This is a genomic window from Alishewanella maricola (assembly GCF_016343785.1).
Classification (GTDB): domain Bacteria; phylum Pseudomonadota; class Gammaproteobacteria; order Enterobacterales; family Alteromonadaceae; genus Alishewanella; species Alishewanella maricola.
Genome location: NZ_JAEINI020000013.1, coordinates 39485 through 55570, shown reverse-complemented (window position 1 = coordinate 55570; position 16086 = coordinate 39485). Strand labels below are relative to the sequence as shown.

Sequence of the window (16086 nt, the reverse complement as noted above, 5' to 3'; positions counted from 1 at the left end):
GTAATGATTGACGGTACTGCTTTTCCGGTGCATCTTATTTCTTGTTATTAAAAATAAATATCATGTTTTTAACTTTTCCTCTGGGTATTAGAGGTGTTGATTTAGGCTGAAGGCTCGAGATGTTTAATTCTTTACGTAGTCAGTTAACCTTATTGCTGGTTGCTTTACTGGTATTGCTTTCAGTCGTTACCGGCTACGCTACCCTCAGCACGATGCGCCAAGATAGCGAAGAGCAAGCCCGTCAAATTCTCCAAGTTTCTACTAATGTGTTTCGGCAAACACTGCAGGTTAGAAGCGATCAGTTAACGGAAAGTGTCCGCATTTTAGCGGCTGATTTTGGCTTTCGCCAAGCCGTTGCTACCGCTGAGCAAGGCACCATTCAAAGTGTTTTAGAAAATCATGGCGGCAGAGTTAATGCTAATTTAGCGGTATTATTTGCGCTTGATGGTCGCATGCTAGCGTCAACATTGCCTATAACCAATCTTGATCCTTTACAGAAAAGCTTTCAAGCCGCCCGTTCACAGCAGGGCGCCTTTGCCGACATCATCAGTTTGGACAACGAAGCCTACCAAATTGTATTAGTGCCGGTTCGAGCCCCGCAAGTGGTGGCTTGGGTTGGCATGGGGTTTACTGTCGATGAGCAGCTTGCTCTGCAAATTCAGAATATCACCGGCTTGGATGTCAGTTTCTCTCAATTATCTGGCGCTAACCGTAACATGTTAACAACGACCTTAGTGCCGGGGGCACAGCAACAATTCTCAGCTATGCTGCAAACTGTGCTGCTGGGAGAGTCGCAAGTTTTAATAGATGAGAGTGAAAACTACATTTCGCAAGCCTTTGCTTTAGATCAAGATAATCAGTTATGGGCTTGGCTGCATTTACCGAATGAACGTTGGTTAAGCAATTATCAGCAATTACGCAGTCAATTAGTGCAAATTTTTAGTCTGGGGTTGGCTTTAGCTTTAGTCGTGGCGTTCTTTTACACCCGCAGTGTTACACGCCCTTTAGAACAGTTAGTGCAGTTTGCTACTGCGATAGGCAAGGGCTCAACAGTTGCAGCGCCAGAAGTAAAACTCGCTGAAATTGGCATGTTAGCCAACACATTAACTAGAATGCGTACGGGTATCTATCAAAGGGAAACGCAATTAAAAGAACAAGCAGAGCGAGATAGCTTGACGGGGTTAGGTAACCGTTTGGCGGTAGAGAAGCATTTGCCGCGCTTGTTTGCGTTGGGTGATGGCCAGTTACTGCAAATTAATATCGCTAAATTTAAGCATGTGAATGATAGTTTTGGTTTTAGCAACGGCGATGTGTTGTTACAGCAATTAGCTTCTCGTTTAGTCTTAATTAATGACATTACCTTCTCCGCACGCTTAGGCGCCGATGAGTTTTTAATTGTCTTACCCGAGAGCATCAGTGATATCGCGCGTGATGTACTGTTAAAACAATTAAGCCAACCTTTTGATATTGCTGGCTCGGCGATTTCTTTGCAATTGATAGCGGGTAGTTATTTGTATCGTCAAGGCGAGAATGATGTGAATAAGGTGCTGCGCCGCTTAGATATTGCCTTAAATTCTGCCAAAAACAAAGGTTTGGCGCTAGCGCTTTATCAAAGCGGCCAAGATGAAAGTCATCAGCGAGAGCTGACAATCATTCGTGATTTACCAATAGCCTTGAGCAGCGGTCAGATGTATATCGTGTATCAACCGAAAGTCGATATTTTAGCGAAATATTGTAATAGTGCTGAAGCCTTGATCCGCTGGCAACATCCGCAATTGGGTTTTATTTCACCTGTCGAGTTTATTTTATTGGCTGAGCGCTCGGGTAATATTAATTTAATTTCAAATTGGATGCTGCAATCGGTGATCAAGCAGTTGGCAGCCTGGCAAGAAGACCATCCGGATCTGACGGTTTCGGTTAACTTGTCGGCTCATGATTTATTAGATGAACATTTACCGCAGACGATTGTCGAGTGGCTAGAAGAGTGGCAAGTGCCAGTGTCAGCCTTAAGTTTAGAAATGACCGAAAGCGCTGTCATGCAAGACACGGTAAAAGTCATTAATAATTTACATCAATTGAAAACATCGGGTATTCGGTTAGCCATTGATGATTTTGGAACAGGTCAATCTTCATTAGCTTATTTAAAATCCTTACCGGTGCATGAGCTAAAAATAGATCGTGCTTTTATTAAAGACATTGAAAATAATTTTCAAGATGCGTTGATTGTCAAAGCCGCCACTCAGCTGGCAATGGGCTTAGGTTTGAAAGTCACAGCAGAGGGGCTAGAGAATCGCAGTGGTTTAGCCAGCGTGCTGCAAGCGGGTTGTCAGAATGTGCAGGGCTATTATTTTTCTAAACCCCTTTCTGCTGAAGATTTCAGTCTTTGGTTAACATTGTTTTCAAGTCAAGGTGGTACGTTTTTTAATGAAGTTTAAGCGGTTAGTACCGTCGTTTAGTCTCGTTTAAACCCCAAGCGGATCGTGCCATTTGGCCAGGCTTTGCTCTATAAACTGTTGTAAACGCATCGCGGCTGGCGGTAAGCGTTTGTTGGCATGGCGCACTAAATACCAATGGCTACTCAATGGAAAGCCTTGTACCGGTAAAATAACTAACCGGTCATGGGGCAGCTGCAATGTATGTGCTGACAACACGGCTAAGCCTAAACCGGCACTGACGCTTAAGCGGATCGCCTCGTTGGTTTCTATCTGCATACTGTGCGCTAATTCAATCGCTTGGCTACTTAGCCAAGTATCAAAAATCATCCGTGTGGCAGAGCCCGGCTCACGTAACAAGAAGCGTTCTGTTTTTAATTGTTGAAAACTCAGTTTGCTTTGTTTAGCCGCCCAATGTGTTAAAGGCGCGACTAAATACAGTGGGTTTCGCACAACCGGTTTAGCATGCACATGGTCGCCACTGGGTGGGTGGCTAAACAAATAGAGGTGATCTTGTTGTTGTTCAAACCGCTCTAGGATGCGAGCACGATTACCAATATGCAAGGTCACTTGTACCGCCGGATAATCTTGATAAAACGCCGCTAATAGCTCGGGTAATAAATATTGAGCGGTGTTCACTACCGCCAGTGAGATGCTACCGATGCTACCGCTTTGTTGTTGGCTTAATTGAAAACGGAGTTCTGATAGCCGGTCATCAATATCTTGAGCCGCTTGGTACAGTAACTCTCCTGCGGCGGTGAGCTGTAACTTTTGTTGTTGATAATCGACCAGCGGCGTACCGACCGCATCGCTGAGTTTTTTAAGTTGCAACGATACGGTGGGCTGTGTCAGATGCAGTGCTCGTGAAGCTGCGGTTATGCTGCCGTGCTGTACCACTTGGCGAAAAACCTGTAATAAACGAAAGGTGAGTAAACGCTGATCCATAGATAATTATCTATATTGATTTGCTTTATTATTAATTAGCATAAAAAGCTAGGCTTAGGCAAGATAGCGCCCAAAATGAAAGGAGCTAAAAATGCCAGATATCGTCATCATGTTTTTTGCGTTGGGTCTGATTGCAGGCTTGGTTAAGTCTGATTTAAAAGTACCCGTGCCGATTTATGAAACTTTATCGATTTTATTAATGCTGACCATTGGTTTAAAAGGTGGGATGGCATTACATGGTGTACCGCTACTGCCATTACTGCCTGAGTTAGGTAGCATTATTTTAGCCGGTGCCGTGTTGCCCTTGGTGCTCTATCCGGTGTTACGTAAGTTAGTAAAATTAGAAAGCGCTGATGCAGCCAGTATTGCGGCGCATTATGGTTCAGTCAGTGCTGGTACTTTTGCGGTGGTGCTCGCGGTGGTCAGCGCCAGTGGTTTAGCGATGTCTCCACAAACAACCTTGTATTTGGTGTTATTAGAGTTGCCAGCCATTGTGATGATGCTTTGGTTGTACCGTTATCTTAATGGTAGTAAAGCCAGCGGCTTAGCGATTTTACATGAAGCGTTAACCAGCCGTGGCGTACTCTTGCTCACCGGTGGTTTGGTGATTGGCGCCTTATATGGCCAGTCAGGTCTGGCAGATATTTCAGTCGTCTTGGTGGGCGGTTTTAAAACCTTACTTGCGTTATTCTTACTTGAAATGGGCTTATGTACCGCTAAAGTATTTCAACCTTTGCCATGGCGGCAATGGCGCTTAATGATCTTCGCAATCGTGACGCCCATGGTGTTAGCCAGCTTTGGTTTACTGTTAGCGGCCTTGCTCAGTTTACCCGCAGGCAGTGCGTTAGTGTTAGCGACCTTAATGGCCAGTGCGTCTTACATTGCCGCACCCGCGGCTATTCGTGCGGCGATTCCGCAAGCCGATATAGGCCTTGCGTTACTTGCCTCGTTGGGCATTACCTTTCCGTTTAATATCCTCGTCGGTATTCCGCTTTATCAAAGCTGGTTAGCTTAAAACTTTAACGTGGTGCGGGCGAAGTGTTGAGCTCAACCCGCATTATTCTCGTTAGGTGCCACAAAAGGTTTGTTTAACACATTGCGCGGCGCTCGCCGGTTGTTGATATGGTGCATTTTCTGGCGTAGCGCTAAAGGGATCTTGCCACAACTTATGCAGGGTATTAAACAAGGTTAAATCACCGGTATCACTCGTCTCATCAATCACTTGTTGAATAAGATGATTACGTGGGATCAGTACGGGGTTTGCTTTGGCCATAATGGCGTGAGCAGCAACCTGCTGACTTGCTAAACGCTGTTGCCAGCGAGCTAGCCATTGTTGTAATGGCGCTACAGCGATCTTTTGCTGTAAGTAAGGTGTATCAGCGTTTAATAAATCTCGAAATGACAAGGTAAAATCAGCCGCAGCATCTTGTAATAAGTTTAAAAAATCTTCAATTAACGAACGATCCTCCGCAACCGGGTTAGCAATACCCAGTTTGGCAGCAAAACGACTGAGCCATTGTTGCTGGTAAATATCTGGAAATTGATTTAACTCGGCCATGGCTAACTCAATGGCTGCGGCTTGATCCGGCGCCAGCAAGCCAAGCAGTGCTTCGGCCAGACGAGCAAGGTTCCATTGCGCTACTGCAGGCTGATTTTTGTAAGCATAGCGACCTTGTTGGTCAATATAACTAAACACTTGCTGCGCATTGTAGGCTTCCATAAAAGCACAAGGGCCGTAATCGATAGTTTCCGCCGACAACAACATATTGTCAGTATTCATCACCCCATGAATAAAACCTAAGCTCATCCACTGCGCCACCAAGGCGGCTTGGCCAGCAATTACCGCGTGTAACAAACCACGATAAGGGTTTTCTGCGTGAGTTAATGTTGGGTAATGGCGTTCAATCACATAATCGGCCAAGGCTTTTACCACTGAGCTATCGCTTTGGCTTGCAGCAAACTGTAGGGTACCGATACGAATATGGCTACTGGCCACTCGAGTTAAAATAGCGCCCGCTAAACCTTCATCTCTAAAAACCACTTCTCCGGTACTGACCGCAGCAAGGGCGCGTGTAGTCGGAACCCCTAAGGCATGCATGGCTTCGCTGATCAGGTATTCGCGGATCACGGGGCCAATCGGCGAGCGACCATCACCACGACGCGAGTAGGGGGTTTGCCCTGCGCCTTTTAATTGTAAATCAAGCCGTTTGCCTTGGCTGTCTCGTACTTCAGCCAATAAAATGGCACGACCATCACCGAGTCGTGGCACATAATGAGCAAATTGATGGCCAGCATAAGCTTGCGCTAAAGGCGCTGTCCATGTGGGCAGTTGGTTACCACTGAACAAATCTAAGCCCGCAGAGCTGTGCCAATACGCTTCAGGTAAGACTAGCTCTGCTGCTAATGCCTGATTAAAGGCGATAAATTGTGGCGCTTTAACCGGTGTCGGCTGGCAATCTGCATAACAGATAGGCGGTAACTGGCGATAACTATGTTCAGGCTGAAATGACGACATAAACGACTCACTGTTCAGTACGCCGCTAAGCAGCGTGTGCGACTAATGGTTGAGTAGTTTACTCGGGTATTACGCTAGACACAACGCTCGACGGCAGCAGACGCAAACGCGAGTGGTGGCTAGGATGGCGCTTAGGCCCGATTACTGGAATTGGGATCGCGATAGCGACTGACTGCTGCATTGGATGCTGCGAGCATTTTTCGGCCTTTCGCTGAAGATTGCGTCAGTAAAATAAACAGCAAATCGATCACTAACTCTTGGGCGTTACGTGACAAGATTGACGACAGACGCACCGCGCTTTCGTTGGCCATGGTTTTCAGGTTAACGGCCGATAATTTGGCAATGGTGTTGGGCGCAAAGCCGGTTAAGCTGAGGAGCTTTAATTTATGACTGCGCGCATAGTGGGCAATCGCCACCATTTCTGGTGTTTCGCCTGATTCACTGAGCATAAACAGCACATCCTTACTGCCAAAATGGGCTAACTCAGCTAACTGTATATGGTTATCACTCTCTGCCGTCGCGTTCATACCTAATTTGCGTAGCTTAAGACAAAAGTCTTGTGCCACTAAAAAGGATGCGCCTTTACCGGTCAGCATGATACGCCGCGCTTGCAATAAGATACGGCATACCTGTTCCATCAGTGGTTGATCATTTGCGCTGAGTGTGTGAGTTAACACCGCAATTTTACCGGCTAATAACTTGCGGGCAATCTCTGAATAGGAGTCATCTAAAGCAATATCACCGTGTAATTTATCATCTTTCGGTTCAGGAAAGTTAAGCACGGTATCATTAACCGCAAACTTAAAATCGGGATAGCCTTTATAACCGAGTTTTTGGCTAAAACGTACTACGGTGGCCTGGCTGACCCCCACTTGTTGTGCTAATTCTTGCGAGGATAATTGACGAATAAGTTGCGGATTTGCCATCACAAAATCGGCAATTGCTTGTTCTGTTTTGCGTAAGCGTGCTTGTATTAGCGCAATACGTTGTAATACGGCCATAACGTCTCTGTATTTATCAATATGGCGTGCAGTATAAGCTGACTCGCTGCTTGAAAACTAGCTTAGCTTAGCGGCGAATAATTTAAAGGATTGCTGATTTGCCACGCTACGCTTACAATTGCCGATCGCGTAAGTTGCTAATAAAGGAAGCGTTACACCGTGTTAAACAAAAACTTTTTAACCAATTTTTTAGCCTGTGTCTTGGTGTTGATCGGTTGGTTGCTCGACAATGCCTTGTTAATCAATATGGGGTTATTTGCGCTGGCTGGCGCCATTACCAATACCTTAGCCATTCATATGCTGTTTGAGCGCGTACCGTTTTTATATGGATCGGGCGTGATCCCACTGCGTTTTAATGAGTTTAAAACGGGTATTCGCCAGTTAGTCATGACGCAGTTTTTTAGCCGTGAACATATGCAGCGTTTTTTATCGGCCAAAGAGCAACAGCAGGCTTTTGATTTTGCCCCCATTATTGAGCAAACTGATTTATCGGCCACCTTTACCGGTTTGTTAAAGGTGGTGGAGCAATCTTCATTAGGCGGCATGTTGGCAATGTTTGGTGGCAGTGCGGTGTTGCAACCATTACAAGAGCCATTTTTAACGAAGTTGAAGCAATCGTTAATTGATATTACGCAAACGCCAGAATTTCATCAGCAAGTGCAAGCCCAGTTATTACAGGCCGATCAATTGAATCAATTGGCCGAACAAGTTGAGCACATCGTACAACAGCGCTTAGATGAGTTAACCCCGGCATTAGTAAAAGACATTATCCAACAAATGATCCGCGAGCATCTTGGTTGGTTAGTAGTATGGGGTGGTGTTTTTGGTGGCGTATTAGGCTTATTGGCCAGTATTTTAGTGTAAATATTTTGCTTTTATTTACGAGAAGCGTTATCAATGAAGCCAAGGTTGAAGTTCTCGGCTAGGTCGCACTAATTTCCATTAGAGAGTTTATTTTCTATAACAGGATTGGTTTATGAAATTATCGTTATCAACAATATTTTATACGACAGCATTGGCAACATTGAGCTTCAGTGCTGCGTTATGCGCCCAACAACATACTATGCCCATGTTAAAAGGCAACGAAACAGTATGGTTACTCACGGCAAAACAACAATTAGTGCAGGTCAATGCTCAAGCGCCGCAAACGGTATTAAAGCAACAGTCGCTTAAAGGTATTAATACTGGTGAGCAGATCGTCGGTATTGATTATCGTGTCGCTTATGGTGTGTTGTTTGCGCTATCTGATCAAGGGCAACTTTATACCGTTAATACCACATCGGGACAGGCAACAGCTGTCGGTAATAAGTTGCCTGCAGGCACGTTAAAATCGGCACAATTTGGTTTTGATTTTAACCCTGCAGCTGATCGGATCCGAGTGGTAAATGCGTTAGGCCAAAATTTACGACTCCATCCTGAAACGGGGGCTTTAGCCGCGACAGATCCTGATCTTGCTTACGCTGCAGTGGATAGCCACGCAGGGAAGGAACCCAATATTGTTGCTGCAGCTTATACTTACGATCAGCAGGATGCGAAAGTTACCAGCAACTATGCCATTGATATTGGGGCCGGTAACTTGGTTACCCAGGGTACCTTAGCGGGTGTAACGCCCAGCATTTCACCTAATACCGGCCAATTATTTACCGTTGGACAATTAGGTATTCCTGACTTACAACAGGTTTCTTTTGATATTTCTGATATCAACAATATAGGCCTAGTCGCGCTTACTACTGATAGTCAACCGAGTACCATGCTTTATCAAATTGATTTAGCTTCAGGTCAAACGCACTTGATAGGGCAACTCATTGATGGCAGTGCCATTCTAGGAATGGCCATTGAACCCTAAAAGGAAGCTCTATCTTGTTACTGCATTCCTTCTTTTACAAAGTGCGTTCGCTCAGGCTGCGAGCTTAAACGTTACTGTAAAAGATGCTCAGGGGCGAGTGGTAAACGATGCAGTGGTATTTCTAGAATCGACAGCAGCGGCGGCGTTGGTTAAACCTGGGCCGCTGGCGCAAATTAAACAGCGCGATAAAATATTCACGCCAGAGCTCACGGTGATTACTAAAGGTACGGCGGTGAGTTTCCCGAATGAAGATACTGTGCGTCACCATGTTTATTCATTTTCGCCAGTAAAACAATTTGAAATCAAACTTTATGTTGGCACCCCAGCCGAGCCAGTGGTGTTTGATCAGAGCGGTGTTGCTGTGCTGGGATGTAATATTCATGATCATATGATTGCGTGGATCGTGGCGTTAGATACGCCCTATTATGCTATCACCGATGAGAATGGCCGGGCCACCTTAAAGGATGTTCCTACAGCTGAGTATCAATTGCGCATTTGGCATAAAGATCTTATAGATGAAACGCATATTGTAAAACTACCCTTGACACTGACAGAGAACATGGCGGAGCAGCAGATAACCTTAATGCAATTAGCGCCGATGTTTTAACCATTTTAACCAGAGGGTGCGTTAGCTCCACAAGTCGGCAATAGGTGTGTTTGGGGGGTAGCGGGTGGCGAGCTGTGCTTGAAATAGCTCTGCGCAGGCTAAAGCATCGGTGACCGCATGATGCGGTAAATAGGGCGGTAAGCCATAGCGTTGCCGACTGGCCGATAAGCGGATTGAAGTGCGGGGCGTTTTACGAAATTGCTGCCATAAGCTCAACGGTTTAGCGCGATGCACTTTGGCTTCTAAGGCCATCGTATCAATCACCGGAAACTGCAATGGCTCACCTAAGCGAACCTGCAAAGCGGCGGTTAAAAAGCGCCGCTCAATATCGGCACAATGCACTAATAAAGTTTTACCGGCAATGGCCGCTAAAAACTCGGGTAATATCTCAATCAGATCGGGCGCAGTTTGTAGCGCACTGTCGGTGATGCGATGAACGCGCACCGAGCTGTTGGTTAACTCAAAGCGCGGTTTAACCAGCCATTGCTGCGCCGCTGAATTTAAAATACGCTGCCCCTGTACCGGCACTAAACCAATACTCACAATACCATGCTGGCGGGGATCTAAGCCGGTGGTTTCCAGATCCAAGGCCATTATCGGTGTTTCACTTACTGGCGTATCGGGGTTAACTAAACCTTGTTGATAATATTGGCGCAGCAATAAATGCCGGCTACTATGGGCCAATTCTTTAAAACGTTGCTGCCAATTTAGACGAGTGGGGTTGGGCTGGTTTGATCCAAGATAGAACATGGTTAGGCCTGAAAATGAAATTTAAGAAATTTCTGGGCATTGGCCAGCACTTGAAACGCCGCTTTTAAATGCTTACGTTCAAATTCAGACAGCTTTTCTGGCAGGACATTATTATCGGGTGTTTGCTGCTGTTGTAACATGGCCGCCTGATGCCGAATGCGCGTCATCGCAATCACTTCATAGGCATCCCGTAAATCGTCAGCCCGACCTTTAGGCAAGATATTCAATTTACCCAGCCGCGCTAAACGTTGATAACTACTGGGGTTATCAAAGCCAAGCGATAAGGCATACACGCGTAATAAGTCAGCCAACGGTGCAGTACCGCGGCGTTTAATATTTAACGATTTGTTATGCTTACCATCTTCATCCATCACAAAGTCTTGAAAAAAGCCCAGCGGTGGCGTGCGCAGCAGCGCATTGCGTGCCATAGAGGCTAAAAAGGTTTTGTGCAGTGGTGCTTGTTTGGCAATTTGTTGATTCAGTTGCGTGGCCCATTGGTTTTCACCCCAGACGCCGTCTAAATCAAAGAAGATGTTACTGTGGAGCAGTTTTTCGGGGGCTGGCGTTACGATCCAGTCACTAAAATATTGCTGCCACACCTTTAAAGGCTGCCGCCAACGTGGATTCGTCGCCATAATATTGCCACTGCAAAGCGGATACCCACACTGATCCAACCCCTGACAAACAAAGTTGGCCAATGCGGCAAAATAAGCATCATGTTGCTCGGCAACATAGCGGTCATCTAGGATTAGTGCGTTATCTTGATCGGTGACGATCAGTTGTTCATCCCGTGCCATTGAGCCTAAAGCGACAAAGCAATAGGGTATAGGTGGTGGGCCAAGTTGTTGTTCGGCTAATTCTAGCAAACGCTGTTTAAAGCTACGGCCAATGGTAGCCATGGCACTGCCAATCATTTGCGAATTCGCATCTTCATTGACCATTCGTACAAAGCAGGCTTGAACCGCAGGGCGCAATTGCGCTAATTCTGCGACCGTTTGCTGCTGATAAATACTGCTGACGATATACAAGCTGTTGTTTGATTCGTGTCGAATAATATCGGCAATGGCGATCACACCCAGCGCTTTATGTTGTTGCAACACCGGTAAATGATGCAAATTATGCCGCAGCATAATCATCATCGCCTCAAACACAAACTGCTCGGCTTGCACAGTGACTAGTTCTCGCGTCATGATTTGCTGAACGTTAATATCACTTTGTAAACCCGCGGCAACTAAGCGATTACGGATATCACGATCGGTAATTAAACCGCAAATATGTTCAGGCTTTGCAGGATCGGTTAATAGTAAACACGATACGCTCGCTTCGCGCATTAAAGCCGCCGCTTCATACACTGTGGCATCCGCTGACAACATGACCGGTTCACGATTAATTAACTCGCAGACCTGGGCACTCATTAGCTGATGATCCGCCGCTTTGGCCAAGCGAGGTGTTGCGCGACGCATCGCATCACCGACTTCGACATAATCAGCGAAAAATTCGTTATTATCGAACAATTGCTCAAAGGCTACTGCAGGCACTAAATAAATTAATGTATCTTCCAGCGCACGGGCAGGGAAGCGCACTTTTTTACCACGCAACAAACCCTGTTCACCAAACAAACCGCCTTCAGCTAGGCGATTATATAAATCGCCATTACGCCGAAAGGTTTCAACCACACCTGAGCGGATCACATACAAGGCATCTAACGGAGCATTGTAGGTGAGGATCTCGCTACCAGCGCGATAATAGGCCACATCAATCTGTTGTGCCAAAGTGGTTTGCTCCGGCAACGACAGTTCTTGAAAAGGCGAGTGTCGTTGCAAGAAACTTAATACCTCGAGTTGTTCAATTTCTAATTGATCGCTGCTCATTGGGTCGTTTAATCCGGTCTAGGTTCAGACATCAAACCTTTGATAATAGCGATAGACGCTGCCAAAAGCACCAAGGTAAACGGCAAGCCGGTTGAGACCGCCATGGCCTGCAAGGCCGTTAAGCCGCCACCCAGTAATAGCACTACCGCAACTAAGCCTTCAAAAGTACACCAGAACACACGTTGTACCGTTGGCGCATTTACTTTGCCGCCGGCGGCAATGGTATCGATAACCAGTGAGCCTGAATCTGAAGAGGTCACAAAAAACACCACAACCAAAATAATCGCAATAAACGAACTGATTTGCGCTAGCGGTAACGCATCAAGCATGGCGAATAATTGCAGAGGTAAAGCCGCTTCTACCGCCGCCTGATAACCGTCTTGCACCACTTGGCTAATGGCGGTACTACCAAATACGGTCATCCAGAATACACAGGCTAATGACGGGATTAACAGTACTGAAATTAAAAATTCGCGTACGCTACGACCACGAGAAACCCGTGCGATAAACATACCAACAAACGGTGACCAGCTGATCCACCATGCCCAGTAAAAGGTCGTCCAGCCTTGTGAATAATTGGTATCTTCGCGACCAATCGGATTAGACAGTGCGGGTAAATGTTCTAGGTAGCTAATCAGGTTGGTGGTGAAACCGGAGAAGATCGCTAACGTCGGGCCAACGATAATAACGAAGAGCAGCAGTAACGCGGCTAATACCATATTAATTTCCGACAGTCGTTTAACACCGGCCTCTAAGCCAGCAACCACAGAGAATAGGGCGATTGCGGTAATACCAATAATCAACAGTACTTGGGTAGTAGTACCACCTGGAATATCAAATAAATAGGTTAAACCGGCACTGGCTTGTGATGCACCAAAACCCAACGAGGTGGCTAAACCAAATAGGGTAGCAAACACCGCGAGGATATCGATAATATGCCCAGGCCAGCCCCAAACGCGTTCACCTAAGATAGGGTAAAACACCGAGCGAATGGTCAGTGGTAAGCCTTTATTAAAGCTAAATAAGGCTAAACCTAAGGCTAAAATGGCATAAATCGCCCATGGATGCAGCGCCCAGTGAAAAATCGTTGCTGCCATCGCAAGTTCTGCTGCAGCGGCGCTGTCACCCGCGGCACCGCCTAACGGCGCCCAGTCGGTGCGTACACCGTCGGTAAATTGTGTGCCCTGCATTGCTGTACCAAAATGCGTTAGTGGCTCAGAAACACCATAAAACATTAAGCCAATACCCATACCGGCGGCAAACAGCATGGAAAACCAACCCATATAGCTAAAATCAGGTGTGGCTTCAGTACCGCCTAAACGAACTTTGCCCAAGGGGCTGACAATAAGCGCCAAACAAATCAGCACAGAAATATTGGCTGCCGATAGGAAAAACCAGTCGAGGTTTGAGGTTAAGGTATTACGCAAAGTGGTAAAGGCTGGGCCAGCTTCTTCCCGAAAAACTAGGGTTAAAATGACAAAAGCAATAATCGCCAAAGCGGAAATTAAAAAAACGCGGTTGTGAATATCCAGACCAAAGGGACCAATTTTCACGACAACATTGTCTTGACCAATTTGGTAATCGGTATCAATCGGATTGACGGCCCCATCGGGGATCATCGGATCTTTTTGTTGTGTCATACATTAAATCCTTTGCTTAGAAATAATAACCAATATTGATGTTGAAACGGCGCTCGGTATCATCGCTGTTACCTGCAGCACTGCCGCCAACAAAGGGTTGGTTGCGGGCATGCACTAAATCGAAATAAGTGAAGAGACCGCCTGCAGCAACAGAGAAACCGGCGACATTCATCATGGTATCGGCGGTACCGTCTGATTTGTCATATACCAAGCCGTAGTTGTTATAAAATTGCAGACCCGTTACTGGGCCCCATTGCACGGGCAGGCTGTAAGCAATATTAGCTGTTATTGATTTGGCTTCAGCGGCAATACTGTCGTAAAAAGCATAAGCGCCAACGGCGATGCGAGTGGTGTCATCTAAGTTGTAGTTGTACTCAGTGTGCTGTAGCTGTAAGTTCCAGCGACCGTAGTGGCTGTTTAGGTGTAAACCAAAGGCATTGTAGTCACCCGCACGTTGCCGACCGTCATGTAAGCCCCCAGCTAAAGCCGAGATCCCCAGTTCGGTTTTTACCCCGGCAAATTCGGTGTGATAAGCAAAGCGACCACTTAAGGTGTTGTATTCGCCAATTGCGTAACTGGGATCGGCATAAATCCCTTCGTTGCCGACACGGCCGCCCACGATGTCATAAGAATAACGATCTGCACGGTCTTCGACATAGCCATCTACGCCGCCGAGCTCATCATTTTTGAAAAAGCCCACGTCTAACTGCCAGTTATCGGCAATTTGTCGCTTAAACAGGATCCCTAAGTCAAAATCATCTTCTAAACCAAGGTAGTAATTGGTGCTAAAGAAGTAGTTATGCGAGTTATAAGGCCAGTTGCCGAACGGCACTTGAATAATACCGGCTTGCGTTTGCCAATTTTCAGATAATTGATAGCCAACATAGGCATATTTAATGGCCGTCATATAATCAAAGAAACGAATTTCGGCATCCAACGTGACATCGCCCACACTGCCATGCAGGTTTAAGCGAAAAATATCAAAATCAAAATCACCGCCACGGTTCTTATTACCATCGCTATAAGAGGTATGACTAAAGTTGGTACGGATAGCACCCCCCACTCGAATACCGTCTGCTTTCTTTTCTGCCGGCTCAGTGGCCGCTATTTCAACTTCTTCAACAACGGTGACGGTTTTAGCGTCAGCTGTTGCCGCTTCTTGTTGCGCTAAACGGGCTTCAAGACGGGCGATTTGTGCTTTTAATAATTCGAGTTGGGCTTTGACATCTTGTTGCTCATCAGCTGCAACGGTAGCGGGTGTTAAGGCGGCAGTAATAAAGAATGCCAACAGTGATTTTTTGATCATGAGAAGTGCCTGTTTTAGATGGGTCTGTTAAACAAGCGATACAGTGTAGCACAATTTGAAGGCACACCCAAACTGGCTTGAATTTAAGCTATTAATTTTAAATAACTATTTTTAGTGAATGCAAGAGCTCTATACGGAGGTTTCGCTGCAGTTTGCTGCAGCAAGGTCTTGCCAAACAATAGCGTTATTTCACCTTAGCAATATTAAGCTATATTTAATCAGATGATTGTTATTTGGCAGCGGTGGCGTTTATCACTAGGTGAAGAGGTTGCGCGCGCTGTTACCTCACCATGGTGTTTAGATTATGCAAAACCTTATTGACCAACGCCGTTTATTTACATTGCTATTTGGCATCTTCGCGCTGTTAATGTTGCCTTTTTTAGCTATGCAAGTTACCGCAGAAGTTTATTGGAGCTTCACTGACTTTATAGTGGCAGCCGGGTTATTGTTTATGTTCGGTTTTACTATTTTGATGATTAGGCGCAAAGTAACTGGCAGAATAACGCGGCTTAGCTTACTGCTACTTTGTGTCGCGTTATTCTGTTTGGTGTGGGCACAGCTGGCAGTTGGGCTGTTTTAAAAAACGCATTACCCATAATAGGGCTTTTTAATACGTTAAAATGACGAAAACCCTGGCAAGGGGTAAAGTGTTATGTACAACCGACAGGTGCGCGAACGAGATCCATTAACAACAATAATAAGGTAAAGGAATGAAGAAAACGGTTGTTTTATTCGCATTAGGGCTAGTGTGTTATCAAAGCTTAGCGGCAACACCACAGGCAGTTTGCAAAAGTTTGCAAGGTGCGGTTGCTGATATTCAGCAACAAGCGCCAATAGCCGTTGATTATATGACCACGCTGACTGGGGCCGTTGCCTTGTATAGCAGCAGCAATAATCGTTGTTTGTTAAATTATAACTATGTGATTAAAGCTGAGACCTTTTTACAAGAAATGATGGCTGAAAATCAGCTGACATTGGCAGAAAATGTGGACGTTTTAAAATCGGATGAAGGTATCGCATCTATTCAAGAGGTGTTTAACGGCTTCGCTAAAGATGCCGCTAAAATGCATTTTCAACCTTTTAGTGGTATCGCTGGGATCACGATTCATTATTCCTACCGGTTTGATGATTATGGCATACCCGGCGTCGTTGCCGTGGTGATGGAGAATTGAC

14 protein-coding genes are annotated in these 16086 nt (G+C 45.8%); 7 read left to right on the top strand and 7 right to left on the bottom strand.

The window, feature by feature from the left end:
- Positions 1-119: 119 nt before the first annotated feature.
- Positions 120-2435 (top strand): putative bifunctional diguanylate cyclase/phosphodiesterase, encoded by a 2316-nt coding sequence (locus JAO78_RS14650; RefSeq protein ID WP_226752115.1) that lies wholly within the window; start codon positions 120-122, stop codon positions 2433-2435.
- A gap of 27 nt (positions 2436-2462) precedes the next feature.
- Here JAO78_RS14650 and JAO78_RS14645 read toward each other — a convergent pair whose 3' ends face one another.
- Entirely contained in the window at positions 2463-3377 is a 915-nt protein-coding gene (locus tag JAO78_RS14645; RefSeq protein WP_226752114.1) for a LysR family transcriptional regulator, read from the bottom strand.
- Positions 3378-3468: 91 nt separating this feature from the next.
- Here JAO78_RS14645 and JAO78_RS14640 point away from each other — a divergent pair, with 91 nt between their 5' ends.
- Positions 3469-4392, top strand: coding sequence for a sodium-dependent bicarbonate transport family permease (locus tag JAO78_RS14640; RefSeq protein ID WP_226752113.1), 924 nt, complete (start codon positions 3469-3471; stop codon positions 4390-4392).
- Positions 4393-4443: 51 nt separating this feature from the next.
- On the opposite strand, the gene JAO78_RS14635 is transcribed toward JAO78_RS14640, so the two are convergent.
- Both JAO78_RS14635 and JAO78_RS14630 read right to left on the bottom strand, forming a co-directional pair.
- Complete coding sequence (locus tag JAO78_RS14635; protein ID WP_226752112.1) at positions 4444-5892, bottom strand: protein adenylyltransferase SelO; 1449 nt, start codon at positions 5890-5892, stop codon at positions 4444-4446.
- Positions 5893-6023: 131 nt separating this feature from the next.
- Positions 6024-6893: a MurR/RpiR family transcriptional regulator gene (locus JAO78_RS14630; RefSeq protein WP_226752111.1), complete on the bottom strand. Its 870-nt coding sequence runs from the start codon at positions 6891-6893 to the stop codon at positions 6024-6026.
- 159 nt (positions 6894-7052) lie between these two features.
- On the opposite strand from JAO78_RS14630, the gene JAO78_RS14625 reads away from it, so the two are divergent.
- The 3 genes from JAO78_RS14625 (at position 7053) to JAO78_RS14615 (ending at position 9346) form a co-directional block, all read left to right on the top strand.
- Positions 7053-7757 carry a DUF445 domain-containing protein gene (locus tag JAO78_RS14625; protein ID WP_226752110.1) on the top strand — a complete coding sequence of 235 codons (705 nt, stop codon included), beginning with the start codon at positions 7053-7055 and terminating at the stop codon, positions 7755-7757.
- A 112-nt stretch (positions 7758-7869) separates the two neighbouring features.
- Positions 7870-8739 carry a DUF4394 domain-containing protein gene (locus JAO78_RS14620; RefSeq protein ID WP_226752109.1) on the top strand — a complete coding sequence of 290 codons (870 nt, stop codon included), beginning with the start codon at positions 7870-7872 and terminating at the stop codon, positions 8737-8739.
- A gap of 97 nt (positions 8740-8836) precedes the next feature.
- Positions 8837-9346, top strand: a complete 510-nt coding sequence (locus JAO78_RS14615; protein ID WP_226752108.1) for a methylamine utilization protein — start codon at positions 8837-8839, stop codon at positions 9344-9346.
- Between the two features lie 21 nt (positions 9347-9367).
- Here the strand turns inward: JAO78_RS14615 and JAO78_RS14610 are convergent, their stop codons facing one another.
- Genes JAO78_RS14610 through JAO78_RS14595 form a run of 4 tightly spaced genes read right to left on the bottom strand, consistent with a single transcriptional unit; the run spans position 9368 to position 14913 of the window.
- Complete coding sequence (locus JAO78_RS14610; RefSeq protein WP_226752107.1) at positions 9368-10096, bottom strand: 3'-5' exonuclease; 729 nt, start codon at positions 10094-10096, stop codon at positions 9368-9370.
- Positions 10097-10098: 2 nt separating this feature from the next.
- Positions 10099-11967, bottom strand: a complete 1869-nt coding sequence (locus JAO78_RS14605; RefSeq protein WP_226752106.1) for a DUF294 nucleotidyltransferase-like domain-containing protein — start codon at positions 11965-11967, stop codon at positions 10099-10101.
- 8 nt (positions 11968-11975) lie between these two features.
- Positions 11976-13607, bottom strand: coding sequence for a BCCT family transporter (locus tag JAO78_RS14600; protein WP_226752105.1), 1632 nt, complete (start codon positions 13605-13607; stop codon positions 11976-11978).
- Positions 13608-13623: 16 nt separating this feature from the next.
- On the bottom strand, positions 13624-14913 hold the full coding sequence (locus tag JAO78_RS14595; RefSeq protein WP_226752104.1) for a putative porin: 1290 nt from the start codon (positions 14911-14913) through the stop codon (positions 13624-13626).
- A gap of 304 nt (positions 14914-15217) precedes the next feature.
- On the opposite strand from JAO78_RS14595, the gene JAO78_RS14590 reads away from it, so the two are divergent.
- Together JAO78_RS14590 and JAO78_RS14585 are read left to right on the top strand one after the other, a co-directional pair.
- Positions 15218-15493 carry a hypothetical protein gene (locus JAO78_RS14590; RefSeq protein ID WP_226752103.1) on the top strand — a complete coding sequence of 92 codons (276 nt, stop codon included), beginning with the start codon at positions 15218-15220 and terminating at the stop codon, positions 15491-15493.
- Positions 15494-15623: 130 nt separating this feature from the next.
- Positions 15624-16085, top strand: coding sequence for a hypothetical protein (locus JAO78_RS14585; protein ID WP_226752102.1), 462 nt, complete (start codon positions 15624-15626; stop codon positions 16083-16085).
- Position 16086 lies beyond the last annotated feature (1 nt).